The 13,830-nt window shown below is 66.4% G+C and carries 13 protein-coding genes; 5 read left to right on the top strand and 8 right to left on the bottom strand.

Going from position 1 to position 13,830, the window contains the following annotated elements:
* Positions 1–24: 24 nt before the first annotated feature.
* Positions 25–1,257 (bottom strand): MFS transporter, encoded by a 1,233-nt coding sequence (locus tag ACFJGT_RS22645; protein WP_377842775.1) that lies wholly within the window; start codon positions 1,255–1,257, stop codon positions 25–27.
* A gap of 377 nt (positions 1,258–1,634) precedes the next feature.
* On the opposite strand from ACFJGT_RS22645, the gene ACFJGT_RS22640 reads away from it, so the two are divergent.
* Positions 1,635–2,348 carry an orotate phosphoribosyltransferase gene (locus ACFJGT_RS22640; protein WP_377842773.1) on the top strand — a complete coding sequence of 238 codons (714 nt, stop codon included), beginning with the start codon at positions 1,635–1,637 and terminating at the stop codon, positions 2,346–2,348.
* 3 nt (positions 2,349–2,351) lie between these two features.
* Positions 2,352–2,987, top strand: coding sequence for a TIGR00725 family protein (locus ACFJGT_RS22635; RefSeq protein WP_377842771.1), 636 nt, complete (start codon positions 2,352–2,354; stop codon positions 2,985–2,987).
* A gap of 12 nt (positions 2,988–2,999) precedes the next feature.
* On the opposite strand, the gene ACFJGT_RS22630 is transcribed toward ACFJGT_RS22635, so the two are convergent.
* Positions 3,000–3,503 carry a MarR family winged helix-turn-helix transcriptional regulator gene (locus ACFJGT_RS22630; protein ID WP_377842769.1) on the bottom strand — a complete coding sequence of 168 codons (504 nt, stop codon included), beginning with the start codon at positions 3,501–3,503 and terminating at the stop codon, positions 3,000–3,002.
* A 255-nt stretch (positions 3,504–3,758) separates the two neighbouring features.
* Between ACFJGT_RS22630 and ACFJGT_RS22625 the strand changes: the two genes are divergently transcribed.
* Complete coding sequence (locus tag ACFJGT_RS22625; protein WP_377842766.1) at positions 3,759–4,439, top strand: alpha/beta fold hydrolase; 681 nt, start codon at positions 3,759–3,761, stop codon at positions 4,437–4,439.
* A 1-nt stretch (position 4,440) separates the two neighbouring features.
* On the opposite strand, the gene hemH is transcribed toward ACFJGT_RS22625, so the two are convergent.
* The gene (gene hemH / locus ACFJGT_RS22620) at positions 4,441–5,505 is read right to left on the bottom strand and encodes a ferrochelatase (RefSeq protein WP_377842763.1); all 1,065 of its coding nucleotides are present in this window, start codon (positions 5,503–5,505) and stop codon (positions 4,441–4,443) included.
* Between the two features lie 182 nt (positions 5,506–5,687).
* On the opposite strand from hemH, the gene ACFJGT_RS22615 reads away from it, so the two are divergent.
* Together ACFJGT_RS22615 and ung are read left to right on the top strand one after the other, a co-directional pair.
* The gene (locus ACFJGT_RS22615; RefSeq protein ID WP_377842761.1) at positions 5,688–7,208 is read left to right on the top strand and encodes a bifunctional metallophosphatase/5'-nucleotidase; all 1,521 of its coding nucleotides are present in this window, start codon (positions 5,688–5,690) and stop codon (positions 7,206–7,208) included.
* Entirely contained in the window at positions 7,205–7,903 is a 699-nt protein-coding gene (gene ung, locus ACFJGT_RS22610; RefSeq protein WP_377842759.1) for a uracil-DNA glycosylase, read from the top strand. Before ACFJGT_RS22615 ends, ung begins: the two co-directional genes overlap by 4 nt.
* A 9-nt stretch (positions 7,904–7,912) precedes the next feature.
* Here the strand turns inward: ung and ACFJGT_RS22605 are convergent, their stop codons facing one another.
* From ACFJGT_RS22605 to ACFJGT_RS22585, 5 genes are all read right to left on the bottom strand, one after another.
* A complete protein-coding gene (locus tag ACFJGT_RS22605; RefSeq protein WP_377842756.1) occupies positions 7,913–9,145 on the bottom strand; it encodes a phenylacetate--CoA ligase family protein in 1,233 nt (410 codons plus the stop codon).
* A 169-nt stretch (positions 9,146–9,314) separates the two neighbouring features.
* Complete coding sequence (locus ACFJGT_RS22600; RefSeq protein ID WP_377842754.1) at positions 9,315–10,160, bottom strand: ABC transporter ATP-binding protein; 846 nt, start codon at positions 10,158–10,160, stop codon at positions 9,315–9,317.
* Between the two features lie 70 nt (positions 10,161–10,230).
* Positions 10,231–11,559: an ABC transporter substrate-binding protein gene (locus ACFJGT_RS22595; RefSeq protein ID WP_377842751.1), complete on the bottom strand. Its 1,329-nt coding sequence runs from the start codon at positions 11,557–11,559 to the stop codon at positions 10,231–10,233.
* Positions 11,560–11,663: 104 nt separating this feature from the next.
* Positions 11,664–12,743 carry a branched-chain amino acid ABC transporter permease gene (locus ACFJGT_RS22590; protein WP_377842749.1) on the bottom strand — a complete coding sequence of 360 codons (1,080 nt, stop codon included), beginning with the start codon at positions 12,741–12,743 and terminating at the stop codon, positions 11,664–11,666.
* Between the two features lie 13 nt (positions 12,744–12,756).
* On the bottom strand, positions 12,757–13,671 hold the full coding sequence (locus ACFJGT_RS22585) for a branched-chain amino acid ABC transporter permease (protein WP_377849048.1): 915 nt from the start codon (positions 13,669–13,671) through the stop codon (positions 12,757–12,759).
* Between the last annotated feature and the right edge of the window lie 159 nt (positions 13,672–13,830).

The following is a 13,830-nucleotide window of genomic DNA, read 5'->3' as shown; positions in this document are numbered from 1 at the left end:
GTCAAGGCTTTGCCGCTGCCCGCCTCAGGTCAGCTCCGCGCCGCGCTTCTCGGGGATGAGGAGCCACATGGCGATGAGGTCGAGGATGTAGAGGGTGGCCAGCAGCGCGATCGCGGTCTGGAAGCCATGGGTCGCTGCGATCGCGCCGACCACGACCGGGCCGAAGCCGCCGACGCCGCGGCCGATATTGAACAGCACGTTCTGGGCCGTGGCCCGCGCCGCTGTCGGGAAGAGCTCGCTGATCAGCGCGCCATAGCCGCCGAGCATGCCGTTGACGAAGAAGCCCATGACGGCGCCGCCGACCAGCAACTGCGTCGGATCGGTCAGGCGCGAGTAGACCATCACCATGACGGCGGCGCCGATCATGTAGCCGAAGAAGGCCGGGCGCCGGCCGATGCGATCGGCGATATGGCCGAAGGCGAAGATGCCGAGCGCCATCCCGCCGATGGTCACCGCCGTCCACACCGCCGACTGGGTCAGCGCGAAGCCGAACCGCGTGGCGAGGTAGTTCGGCAGCCAGATCATCACGCCGTAATAGCCAAAGTTCTGGACCGAGCAGAGGATGACCATGCCGAGGCTGAGCTTCGTGGTCTCGCGGTCCTTGACCAGCAGGCGCAGCGCCGATTCCTTCGGCCGGTCCTTGGAGCGGGCGACGAAGACCTCGGGCTCGTGCAGGGAGTGGCGGATGAAATAGGCGGCGACCGCCGGCAGGATGCCGATCGCGAACATGCCGCGCCAGCCGATCGAGGGCAGCAGCAGCGGGGTTGCGAGCGCCGCCGCCAGCACGCCGACCTGCCAGCCGAGCCCCACATAGGACGAGGCGCGGGCGCGCTTCGAGGCCGGCCAGGCCTCGGCGACCAGCGCCATGCCGATGCCGAACTCGCCGCCGAGGCCCAGGCCCGCGATGGTGCGGTAGAACAGCAGATCCCAATAGCCCTGCGCCAGGGCGCACATCCCGGTGAAGACGGCGAAGAGGACGATCGTCCAGGTCAGGACGCGGACGCGGCCGATGCGGTCCGACAGCATGCCGAAGCCGATGCCGCCGAGCACGGCGCCGACCAGCGTCGCGGTGACCAGCGAGGCGGCCTGGGCCTGGCTGAGCTGGAGATCGGCCGAGATCGCTCGCAGCATGAAGCCGAGGATCAGCAGGTCGAATCCGTCCATGGCATAGCCGATCGCCGCGCCCCACAGGGCCTTGCGCGCCTTGCTGTCCACTTCCGTCGGTGCAGCGGCGGCTGCCGCTTGAAGATCGCTCATGATGAAGGCCCCTTGTCTGCTCCGACCAAGCCCAACGGAGCGGCGATGCCGATAGGGCATCGCCCCATAATTCAGATCATGTCGCATCTCACGCAGCCTGAGCCGGCGCAATGATCGTGGACAGCCCAGCCTGTGGATGTCGTGGGAAACGCTGCAACGGTCGTTTTTCGGCAACGCTGAGGCCATCTCACCGCGAAGTCGGCGCTGGAGGCCTGCATACGACCGAACAGCCCTGCCGCTCGCGGTGAAAATCGCCGTGCGGAGGGATTGACCTGCCGGGCCGAGGCGATCAGAAGGGGCCGTTTGCCAATTCGACCAGCCCCAGAGCCCTTGCCGTTCCCGGCGAGCGGCGCCGCTCAGCCCGGAGACACCGCGCCATGTCCAACCTGTTCACCCCCACCGACAGGGCCGAGATCGCGCGCGAAGCGGCCAAGATGCTGCTCGAAATCAAGGCGGTGCATTTCTACAGCGACAAGCCCTTCTTCTTCACCTCGGGCTGGGCGAGCCCGGTCTATATCGACTGCCGCAAGATCATCTCCTATCCGCGCCTGCGCTCGACGCTGATCGATTTCGCGGCGACGACGATCGTGCGCGATATCGGCTACGAATCGCTCGACATCATCGCCGGCGGCGAGACGGCGGGCATTCCCTTCGCCGCCTGGATCTCGGACCGCCTCTCGCTGCCGATGCAGTATGTCCGCAAGAAGCCGAAAGGCTTCGGCCGCAATGCCCAGATCGAGGGCTCGGTCGTCGAGGGCGCGCGCACGCTGCTGGTCGAGGACCTCGCCACGGATGGCCGCAGCAAGGTCAATTTCGCCGAGGCGCTGCGCAATGCCGGTGCAGACGTGCAGCACTGCTTCGTGCTGTTCTACTACGACATCTTCCCGAAGAGCCGCGAACTGATGACCGAGATCGGCATCAACCTGCACTATCTCACGACTTGGTGGGACGTGCTCGCCGTCGCCAAGGATAGCGGCCATTTCGAGCCGAAGATCCTGGCCGAGGTCGAGAGCTTCCTGAACGATCCCGCGAGCTGGTCGGCCAAGCATGGCGGCATCTCCGCCTTCGGCGAGGAAAAGAAGCCGGCCTGAGCCATGGCGTCCGACCTGCAACTGCGACTCGATACCAAGAACGGGCGGTTGCATGACGGGCGCGGCCGGATTTTCGATCCGGCGGCGCGACGCTGGAAAATGACGGCGGTGGCGCCGGGGGGAGAGACCGTCTCGCCCACGCGTGCCCTGCTCTGGCTCCAGCGCGACAGCGGGATGCCGCTGCGTGCGCCCGTCGCCGTTATCGGGACGCGCACGCCAACGACGCTTCAGATCGATGCCGCGTTTGCCATGGGGCGCCTGCTCGCCGAGCATCGCGTCACCGTGCTGTGCGGCGGTCGTTCCGGGGTGATGGAAGAGGTCTGCCGCGGTGTGGCGGAGGCTGGCGGCCTATCGATCGGGCTTCTGCCGGATGATGAGCCGGAGGCGGCCAACCCTTATGTCACGGTTCCGCTTGCGACCGGCATCGGTGTCGCCCGCAATGCCCTGATCGCCCGGGCGGCCAATTGCCTTGTCGCGATCGGCGGCGGCCACGGCACCTTGTCCGAGATCGCCTTCGGGCTGCAGTTCAAGCGGCCGGTCTTCCTGCTCGAAGGCGCCCCCGCGGTCGATGGCGCGCATGCTTGCCCTGATCCGAACGCCGCGCTCGACCGGGTTGCGCGGGCGATTCTGGCGCTCTGAAGGCGCCGGGCTTCAGGGCTTTTCGGAGCGAGTTGCGGCAGCGCTGCCACGCGCCTCCAGCGCCTTGCCGACGCGGCGCATCGCTTCGCCGGCGGCGTTGCATTCCTCATCGGTGAGGACCTGCATCATCGCCTCGATCTCGGCGACATGGACCGCCATCGCCTTGCGGGTGATCGCCTCGCCGGCCGGCGTCAGCCAGAGGCGGCGCAGGCGCCGGTCGGCCTCGTCATTGCGCCGCTCGATCAGACCGCGCTTCTCCAGCACCGGCAGCAGCATGCTCATGGCGCTGCGCCCGACCAGAAGCTTCTCGGCCAAGGCCTGCTGCGAGAGGCCGGGGACGTGGAAGATGTTGGCCAGCACGTCGTAATGCGCGAGCTGGATGCCGAGCGGCGCCAGCGACTCGGTCAGCACCTTCTCCCACATGTTATGGGCGCGGGCGATCGAGACCCAGTTGCGGAAGCGCGGCAGGTCCCAGGGCAGGGTCTGCGTCTCGGAAAGCTCTTGCTTTTTGTTCATGACTGAACATAATAGTTCAGCGTTGAACAAAATCGGATATCCGCCATGAGCGCTTCCGCCCTCCGTTACATGCGCCCGCTGGTCCGTGCCGCGAGCTTCATAGCTCCGCGCACGACCGGCCGGCTGGCCTTCCGTCTTTTCTGTACCCCGCCGCGGTCGTCAAAGCGAAACGGAAATGGCAAGGCTGGCGAGCAGGCCCTGCCGCTGCGATTGCGGCAGGCGAGCCGACGGGCGATTCCGTTCCCGTGCGGGAGCGTGCAGGCCTATGTTTTCGAGCCGGAAACGGGCGTTGCGACGCGGACGGTGCTGCTGGTCCATGGCTGGACCGGAGATGCGGGTTCGATGGCCGGTTTCGTCGAGCCGCTGCTGGCGGCGGGATTCCGGGTCGTCGCCTTCGACCTGCCCGGCCATGGCGCCTCGACGGGGCGCGAGCTCAATATCCCGCTGGGTGTCGCAAGCCTGGCTGCTGTGGCGCGGGTCTTCGGGCCGTTCCAGGCGATCGTCACGCATTCCTTCGGTGGCGCGATCACGCTGGCTGCGCTGGCGGGCTCGGTCAGGGGACAGCCGGCGGTCAGCGCGCAGAGGCTTGTGCTGATTGCAGCGCCGTCCTCGATCACCCGGATCACCCGGCAATTCGGCCATGCGATCGGGCTGGGCCGGCGCGGGCAGGCGGCGCTGGAACGGTGCATTCACGTTGTGGCCGGAAACCCGGTCGAGGCTTTCGAAGGGCCGCTGCAGCTCAAGGCGATCGGGTTGCCGACGCTGGTGATCCACGATCGGCAGGATCGCGAGCTCGGCTTCCAGCACGCGCAGGCGCTGGCCGAGAGCGGCCCGTTCGTCCGGCTCGAGGCGACGGACGGGCTGGGCCACCGCCGCATTCTGAAGGCGCGGCCGGTGGCCGAGAGCGTGGCGCGCTTCGTCGCTGGCGAGGGCTAGCTCAGAGCCAGCCCATCAGTTCGCGCTGGACCACCTCGGCGATGACGTCGATGCCTTCGCGGGAATCGTTCAGGCAGGGCAGGTAAGCGAATTTTTCGCCGCCATTATGCAGGAAGATTTCGCGGTTCTCGCCGTCGAGTTCCTCCAGCGTCTCCAGGCAATCGGCCGAGAAGCCCGGCGCGACGATCGCCATCGATTTCTTGCCGGCCTGGGCGAGCGCCTTCACCGTCTCGTCGGTATAGGGCTGCAGCCATTCGTCCGGGCCGAAACGCGACTGGAAGGTCAGCGGGAACTGCTCCTCGGACAAGCCGAGCTCGGCGCGCAGCAGGCGCCAGGTCTTCACGCACTGGCAGTAATAGGGGTCGCCCTTCAGCAGGTATTCCTTGGGCATGCCGTGGAAGGAGCAGAGGATGACCTCGGGCGCGAAGTCGAGCTTCGCCAGCGAGGCGCGCATCGAGCGGGCGAGCGCGCCGATATAGACGGGGTCGTCGTGATAGGGCGGGGCGACGCGCACGGCAGGCTGCCAGCGCATCTGCATCAGGGCGCGAAAGGCCTGGTCGCAGGCGGTGGCCGAGGTCGGCGCGGCATATTGCGGATAGAGCGGCACCAGGAGGATGCGGTCGCAACCCTGGTCGAGCAGGGCCTTCAGCCGGCTTTGCACATCGGGGAAGCCGTAGCGCATCGCCCAGTCGAAGACGACGCGCTCGCCGGCCAGCGGCTTCAGGCGCTCGGTGAGCTGCTCGGTCTGCGAGCGCGTGATGGTCTTGAGCGGACCTTCATTGCGCTCGTTGTTCCAGATCGAGGCGTAGTCCTTGCCTTTTCGGCCGGGCCGGGTCGACAGGATGATCAGGTTGAGGATCGGCCACCATTTCCAGCGGGGCTCCTCGATGACGCGGCGGTCGGAGAGGAATTCCTTGAGATAGGCGCGCATTGGCCAGTAGCTGGTGCCCTCGGGCGTACCGAGATTCATCAAGAGCACGCCGATACGGCCATAGCGCACCTTGGGATGGTCTGATGGCAGGGAAGCGGCCTCGCGGCCGGGTGCCGTGGCGATGTCTGCGGTCATGAGCGCGGGCTCTCCTTGAACCCGTGGTTTAGACAAGTTCGCGCTTTCGTCCAGCCTCGAAACCCTCCGAAAGGCGAGGTGCGACACTGCCGCCACCGCCTGTCCGGCTGCGCCGTCCTCTGGTCAGCCCGCCCGCACTCTTGCTAGTCTGGAGCGGTTCTCAGGATGCAAGGGCGCCCGCCATGACGAAGCTCACCCGCCGCAAGGCTCTCGGCGTCTTGGCGGCCCCGGCGACGCTCGCCGCGACCGCGCCCGTGGCGCTGGCCCAGCAGCCGGCGCCGAGCTTCACGCTGCTGCTGGTCAACGACATCTACAAGATGAGCGACGACAAGGGCCGCGGCGGTTTCGCGCGCGCCGCCGGCATCGCAAAGGCCGAGCGGGCCAAGGGCGTGCCGGTGCTGTTCTGCCATGCCGGCGACTGCTACTCGCCTTCGCTGATGTCGGGCTTCGACCAGGGTGCACATGTCGTCGCGATGCAGAACAAGATGGGCATCGACGTCTTCGTGCCCGGCAATCACGAGTTCGATTTCGGCAAGGAGAACTATCTCAAGCTGACGGCGGCGCAGACCTATCCGACCTTCGCAGCCAACCTGCGCGACGCGGCCGGCAGCATCCTGCCGCATCACAAGGATTCGCAGATCTTCGAGCTCGGCGGCATCAAGGTCGGCGTCATCGGTACGGCCTTCGATCCGACGCCGCAGGTTTCCTTCCCGGGCGACCTGAAATTCTCCTCGACCATGGAAGCGCTGCGCCGCGAGGCCAGGGTCCTGAAGGGGCAGGGCGCCGACATCCTCGTCGCGGTCGTCCATGCCGACCGGAAGATGGATTACGAGATCGTCCGCTCGCGCGTCGTCGATATCGTGCTCACCGGCCACGACCACGATCTCGCCATCGCCTATGACGGCAAGGTCGTGATGGTCGAGTCGAACGAGGAGGGCAATTACGTCACCGCGATCGACATCGCGGTCAGCGTCAAGGGCGAGGGTGCAGCACGGCAGGTCTCGTGGACGCCGACCTTCCGGGTCAACGATTCCCGCGCGGCGACGCCGGACCCGGATGTTGCGGCGATCGTGAAGGGCTATGAGAGCGAGCTGTCGAAGGAGCTCGACGTTGACATCGCCATGCTGGCCGCGCCGCTCGATTCCCGCACCGGTGTCATCCGCACGCAGGAGACGGCGATCGGCAACCTGATTGCCGACGCGATCCGCGCTGCGACCGGCGCCCAGCTCGCCATCACCAATGCCGGCGGCATCCGCGCCAACAAGCAATATGCCGCCGGGCAGAAGCTGACGCGCCGCGACGTGCTGAGCGAACTGCCCTTCGGCAATGCGACGGTGATGGTCGAGATCACCGGCAAGGACGTGAAGGATGCGATCGAGAACGGGTTGCGCGATGCGCCGCAGGGCGCCGGCCGCTTCCCCGTCGTCTCCGGGCTCACGTTCGAGGCCGATCTCAAGCAGCCGCAGGGTTCGCGCGTCACCGCGGTCACGGTCGACGGCAAGCCGATCGACCCTGGGGCCAAGTATACCGTGGCCTCCAACAACTTCATGCTGGAAGGCGGCGACGGCTATACGGCGCTGGGCCGTGGCCGGACGCTGGTCGGCCTTACCGACGGCAAGCTCATGGCCAATGAAGTGATGGTCTATGTCCGCAGGCTCGGCACGGTCGATGCCAGGGTCGAGGGCCGGGCGGTCCTGAAGTGAGTTGCAGCGAGGCGCTTGCGGCCTTCCTGGCGAGCGGGAATTCAAGGGGCTGGCGGGACCTGCCGGTCTTCGCCGCCAATGGGGCTGCGGCGCGCGCCTGTGCTGCCGTCGATGCCGAGCGGGCGGCGGGGCAGGTCGTGGCACCCGCGCCGGAGCGCGTCTTCGCCGCGCTGGCGCTGACGCCGCTCGATAATGTCAGGGCTGTCATCCTCGGACAGGACCCCTATCCGACGCCGGGCCATGCCAACGGGCTCGCCTTTTCCTATGTCGGGCCTCCGCCGCTGCCGCGTTCCCTTGTCAACATCTACAAGGAGCGGGCGGAGGACCTGACCGAGCCTGCGCCAGCCGATGGCGACCTGACCCGCTGGGCCAAGCAGGGCGTGCTGCTGCTCAACACCGCGCTGACGGTGCGGGAAGGGGCGAGCAAGGCCGGCTCGCATCTCTCGCTCGGCTGGGGCGCGGTGACCGATGCGGTGATCGCGGCGGTCTCGCGTGAGCGGCGCCATGTCGTCTTCCTGCTCTGGGGCAATCCGGCGCAGGCGAAGCGGCCCCTGATCGACGAGAGCCGGCATCTGGTCATCGCCAGCGCCCATCCCTCGCCGCTGTCGGCGCGGCGTGGCTTTTTCGGCTCGAAGCCGTTCAGCCGGGCCAATGCCTGGCTGGAGGAGCAAGGAGAGAGGCCGATCGCGTGGTGAAGCGCGGCCTCACCCCACCGGCCGTTCGTCGGCGATGACCTTGCCGTCGTTCGGCAGCGCGCCGAGCGGCAGGATTTCGACCTCTCCCTTCAGCTTGGTCACCTGCTGCAAGGTCGAGGAGACCGCGTCGACGAAGCCCGCGGGCTCAGCGTAGATCTCGGCCTTCAGCGTCATCGTGTCGGTCTCGTTGGCGCGGCCGACGACGAGGCGCAGTTTGGCGATTTCGGCGTGGCGCTTGGCGATCTCGGCGACCTGCTCGGGCCGCACGAACATGCCCTTGATCTTGGCCGTCTGGTCAGCGCGACCCATCCAGCCCTTGATCCGGGTGTTGCTGCGGCCGCACGCACTCTGGCCCGGCAACACGGCGGTAAGGTCGCCGACCGCGAGCCGAATTTGAGGATGGTGCGGGTCGAGATTGGTGATGACGACCTCGCCGACCTCGCCTTCGGGCACGGGATCGCCGGTGCCGGGCCGGACGATCTCGACGATCAGGTTCTCGTTCAGCACCATGCCTTCGCGGGCCGAGGTCTCGTAGGCGATGACGCCGACATCGGCGGTGGCGTAGAGCTGGTAGGCATCGATGCCGCGCTCCCGGACCCAGGCCTGAAGCGAAGGCGGGAAGGCGGCGCCGGAGACGACCGCGCGCCTGATCGAGGAGATGTCGACGCCGCGCGTCTGCGCCGCCTCGATCAGGATCTTCAGGAAATCGGGTGTGCCGGCATAGGCGCTCGGCCTATAGGCCGAGATCACCTCCATCTGCTGCTCGGTATTGCCGGGGCCGGCCGGGATCACGGCGCATCCGAGCGCGCGAGCGGCCGAATCCATGATGAAGCCGCCGGGCGTCAGGTGATAGCTCAGCGTGTTCAGGACGATGTCGCCCTGCCGGAAGCCGGCGGCATAAAGGCCGCGCGCGGCGCCCCAGGCGTCGGTCGCGGTGCCCTCGGGTTCGAAGATCGGGCCGGGGGAGGTGAAGAGGCGGCCGAAGGAACCGGGCGCTTCCGCGACGAAGCCGCCGAAGGGTAATGCGGCCTTTTGCAGGGCGGGCAGGTCCGCCTTGCGCAGGATCGGCAGGCTGGCGAGCGCCTTGCGGTCGGTGATCGCGGCGAGGTCGATGCCGGCGAGCCGCTCGGCATAGGTTGGCGCCTTCATGGCCGCTGCCAGCACTGCGGGCAGACGGGCGAAGAGATCGGCCTCGCGCGCGGCAGGCGAACGGGTTTCGAGCGCGTCGTGGTGCTCTGTCATCAAAGCGTCCTCAGGTCACCTGCAAACCAGCGTGGTCATCCCGGGCGAAGCGAAGCGCAGACCCGGGATCCATGCCTGAACTCTTATCGGTAATGCTCCGGCATGGATTCCGGATCGGCGCGGCTTCGCCGCTTGTCCGGGATGACACGGCCAAGGAAATCGCGCCCTGCTACGACAGCCAGCGCTTGCGGCGCTTGTAGCTCTTCACCTCGCGGAAGGACTTCTTGTTGCCCTCGGCGACGCCGAGATAGAATTCCTTCACGTCCTCATTCTCGCGCAGCATCTTCGCCTCGCCGTCCATGACGACGCGGCCGGTCTCCATGATGTAGCCGTAAGTGGCGTAGCGCAGCGCCATGTTGGTGTTCTGCTCGGCGACCAAGAAAGAGACGCCCTCGTCGGCATTGAGCCGGCGGACGATCTCGAAGATCTCCTCGACGATCTGCGGGGCAAGGCCCATCGAGGGCTCGTCGAGCAGGATCATCTTGGGATTCGACATCATCGCCCGGCCGATGGCGCACATCTGCTGCTCGCCGCCGGAGGTGTAGCCGGCCTGCGACGTTCGCCGCTGCTTCAGACGCGGGAACAGCGTGTAGATCTTCTCGAGGTCGCGCTTGATCGCGGCATTGCCGTCGCGTCGGGTGAAGGCGCCGGTCAGCAGGTTCTCCTCGATCGAGAGATGGCCGAAGCAGTGCCGGCCCTCCATGACCTGGATGCAGCCGCGCCGGACCAACTCGTTCGGGGACATCTTGTCGACGCGCTCGCCATCGAAGACGATCGAGCCCTTGGTGACCTCGCCGCGCTCGGCCTTGAGCAGGTTGGAAATCGCCTTCAGCGTCGTGGTCTTGCCGGCGCCGTTGGCGCCGAGGATCGCGACGATGCCCTGGCGCGGCACGGTGAGCGAGACGCCCTTCAGCACCAGCACGACATGGTCGTAGATGACCTCGATATTGTTGAGCGACAGGATGGTGCCGCTCGCGGTCGTTGCGGCTGGTTTTTCGAGGGTGGCGGTCGACATCGGCCTCTCCCGGACAATCGGTATCGATGAGGGTGCCGGCGGCGGGGAGCCGCCGCCGGCTGCCGTCAGATCAGGACGACTTCTCGCAGGGCTCGGTGCGCTTGGGCCAATTGCCGGCCTTCTCGATGTAGTCCTTGGCGTTGGACTCGATCAGCGGCCGGACCTCGTCCTTCAGAGGCTCGACCCAGTCGCCCTTCTTGGTCCACTTGGTGCCATCCCATTCCGAGACGAACATCTTGCTGTGGCCGGAATGGTCGGTGCAGGAGATAGCGGTCGGGGTGACGAAGCCGCCCAACCCGATCTCCTTGAGGCGCGCCTCGGTCAGGTTGAGCGATTCCAGCCCGCGACGCATGTCCTGCGCATCGATCACCTTCTTGCCGGTGAGCTTCTGCGCGTTGCGGATGCCTTCGACGACGAGCATCGCGTTGTAGACGCCGCGGTTGTAGAGGGCCTCGCCAACCTTTTCCTTCGGCGTCGTGCTCTTGCCCTTGTCGACGACGTGCTTGAGGATGTCCTGCATCGCAGGCGCCTCGGTGCCGGCGAGCGTCCAGCTCAGCGACTTGTAGCCCTTGGCCTGCTCGCCGCCGGCGCGGGCGTCGTCATCGCCGCCGGCCCACCAGACGCCGACCAGCTTGTTCATCGGGAAATTGTTCTTGGCGGCTTCCTTGACCGCGGTCGGGTTCATCGCGCCCCAGCCCTGGTTGTAGAGATAGTCCGGCCGGTCGCGGCGGATCGAGAGCCAGAGCGAGCCCTGGTTCTGCATGTCGGCGGCGGCCACCGGATAGAGCTTCAGCTCGAAGCCGTATTTCTTGGCGAGATTCTCGAGAACCGGGATCGGCTCCTTGCCGAAGGGCGCGTCGAGATGGATCAGGCCGAGCTTCTTGCCCTTGAGCTTGTCCATGCCGCCGAGCTCTGCCGCCATGTGCCGGACCATGACGGAGGCGCCGTCCCAATAGGTGAAGGGCGGAATGAAGACCCAAGGGAAGTTCGTGCCGTCGGCCGAGGAGGACAGGCCATAGGCCATCGACAGGATCGGGATCTTGTCGACATGGGCGCGCGGGATCGCGGCCAGCGTCGCGCCGGTCGACCAGGGCGAGTAGACGATGGTGTTCTTCGACTTGGCCTGCTCGTAGCACTCGATCGACTTCTTGGTGTCGTAGCCGGTCTCGCATTCCTCGTAGATGACCTTGACGCCGTTTACGCCGCCGTCGCGCTCGTTGATCATCGCGATGTAGTCACGCATGCCGTCGCCGATCGGGATGCCCGAGCCCGAGAACGGGCCGGTGCGATAGGCGTTGTTGGCGAAATAGACGCTGTCCTGCGCCATGGCCGGGGCAAGCGCGCCGGCAGCGAACAGGGCTCCGAGCGCGGCACCCTTCAACAGATTGCTGGTCTTCATGGACTTCCTCCGTTCGTTTCCTCCCGACCAGACTGCTGTCGGATCGGTCTTTATCCGCCGGCGCTTCACTGTCGCCGGTCGTTTCTTGGGTCCGTCCCCCAGCCTCAGTAAGGGAAGGGCCACGTCCGCAATTTCTGCTTTCCGATCTGCCAGAGCCTGGCGAGGCCGTGCGGCTCGACGATCAGGAAGGTGATGATCAGCGCGCCAACCAGCATGAAGGTGACGTGCTCGGCCGCCGCACCCTGGATCGGGATGCCCAGCGCCGGCAGGCCGAATTTCAGCGCCGTCGGCAGGATCGAGAGGAAGGCTGCGCCGAAGAAGGAGCCGATCAGGGAGCCGAGGCCGCCGATGATGACCATGAACAGGATGTTGAAGGAGAGGCGGATCGAGAACACGTCCGCCGCCTCGCCGCCGCCGTACCAGAGGAAGATCATCATCGCGCCGGCGACGCCGCAGAAATAGGAGGAGACGGCGAAGGCCATCAGCTTGGCGTTGAGCAGCTTGATGCCCATCAGCTCGGCGGCGATGTCCATGTCGCGCACCGCCATCCAGGAGCGGCCGAGCTTGCCGTGGACGATGTTGGAGGCGAACCAGGTCAGCACCACGACGAGGCCAAGGCAAACGAAATAGCGTGTTTCGGGCGTGGCGGACGCACCCGTCAGGGGAATGTCGAAGAGCGTGCGCTGCGGCACCTCGATCGCGCCCGAGGCATTGTAGTTGAACAGCCAGGGCACGCGCACGAAGGCCCATTGCAGGAAGAACTGCGCCGCGAGCGTCGCGACGGCGAGGTAGAAGCCCTTGATGCGCAAGGAGGGCAGGCCGAAGAGCACCCCGATGCCGGCCGAGAACAGCCCCGAAACGAGGATCAGGACGATGATGTTCACGCCCGGGAAAAGCGTGGTGAGCTTGTAGCAGCTATAGGCGCCGACACCCATGAAGGCGGCGGTGCCGAGCGAGATCAGCCCGGTATAGCCGGTGAGGATGTTGAGCCCGATCGCTGCCAGCGAGAAGATCAGGAACGGGATCATCACCGAGGCGATGAAGAAGTCGCTGCCCAGGAAGGGGATCGCGATGAGCGCTACGCCCAAGATCACTGCGATGCCGATCCGGTCCTCCTTGAGGGGGAAGACCGCCATGTCGCTGGCATAGCTGGATTTGTATTGGCCGGCCTCGCGGTAGAGCATGTCGTCCGGCTCCTCAGATGCGTTCGATGATCTTGTCGCCGAAAAGGCCCTGTGGCCGGAACAGCAGGAAGCCCAGGGCGATGAAATAGGCGAGCCAGCTCTCGATGCCGCCGCCGATCAGCGGGCCCCAGTAGAACTCGCCGAGCTTCTCGCCGATGCCGATGATCAGGCCGCCGACGATGGCGCCGGGGATCGAGGTGAAGCCGCCGAGGATCAGCACCGGCAGGGCCTTGAGGGCGACGATCTCCAGCGCGAAGGACACGTCCGAGCGGGCGCCCCACATGATGCCGGTGATCAGCGCAACGATGCCTGCGGTGAACCAGACGATGACCCAGATCTGGTTGAGCGAGATGCCGACCGAGAGCGCCGCCTTGTGGCTGTCGGCGACAGCGCGCAGCGCACGACCGATGCGGGTGTACTGGAAGAAGGCGGCGAGTGCCGCGATCATCAGCGAGGCGATGACGGCGGCGGCGATGTCGATCTTCTGCAAGGAGACCAGCCCGCCGAGAATCTGCAGGTCGACGGCGCCCTTGGGCAGATAGAGCTGTTCGGCGATCATCTGCTTGGGATTGCCGCCGAAGAGCGCCTCGCCGAAGCCGATCAGGAAATAGGTGATGCCGAAGGTCGCCATGAACAGGATGATGTCGGGCTGGTTCACCAGCGGGCGCAGCACCACGCGCTCGATGGTGACGGCGAGCGCGAACATCACGCCCAGCGTGATGATGACGGCGAGGAAGGCCGGCACGCCCTTCTCGTAAAGGCCGACCAGCGTCAGCGCCGCGAACACCACCATGATGCCCTGGGCGAAGTTGAACACGCCCGAGGCCTTGAAGATCAGCACGAAGCCGAGCGCGATCAGGGCATAGAGCACGCCGGAGACGAGCCCTTCCCAGACCGTCTGCACCAGCAGGTCCGGCGCCTGGACCATCTGCTGGAACGGGTCGACGAAGATCGCGTAGAGCGTGTTGGTGGGATCGAGCCGGACGCCGATCGCGAGCGCGGCGATGATGGCCGCGACGATCAGGCCGAACTTGACCAGCGGGCTGGCGAGGAGGTTCGGGGCGGGGCGGGTGGCGATGTCGCTCAT

The sequence above is a fragment of the Allobosea sp. UC22_33 genome, from assembly GCF_042700715.1.
Classification (GTDB): domain Bacteria; phylum Pseudomonadota; class Alphaproteobacteria; order Rhizobiales; family Beijerinckiaceae; genus Allobosea.
The sequence above is the reverse complement of the archived record's forward strand: the minus strand, read 5'-3'. Positions and strand labels throughout refer to the sequence as shown.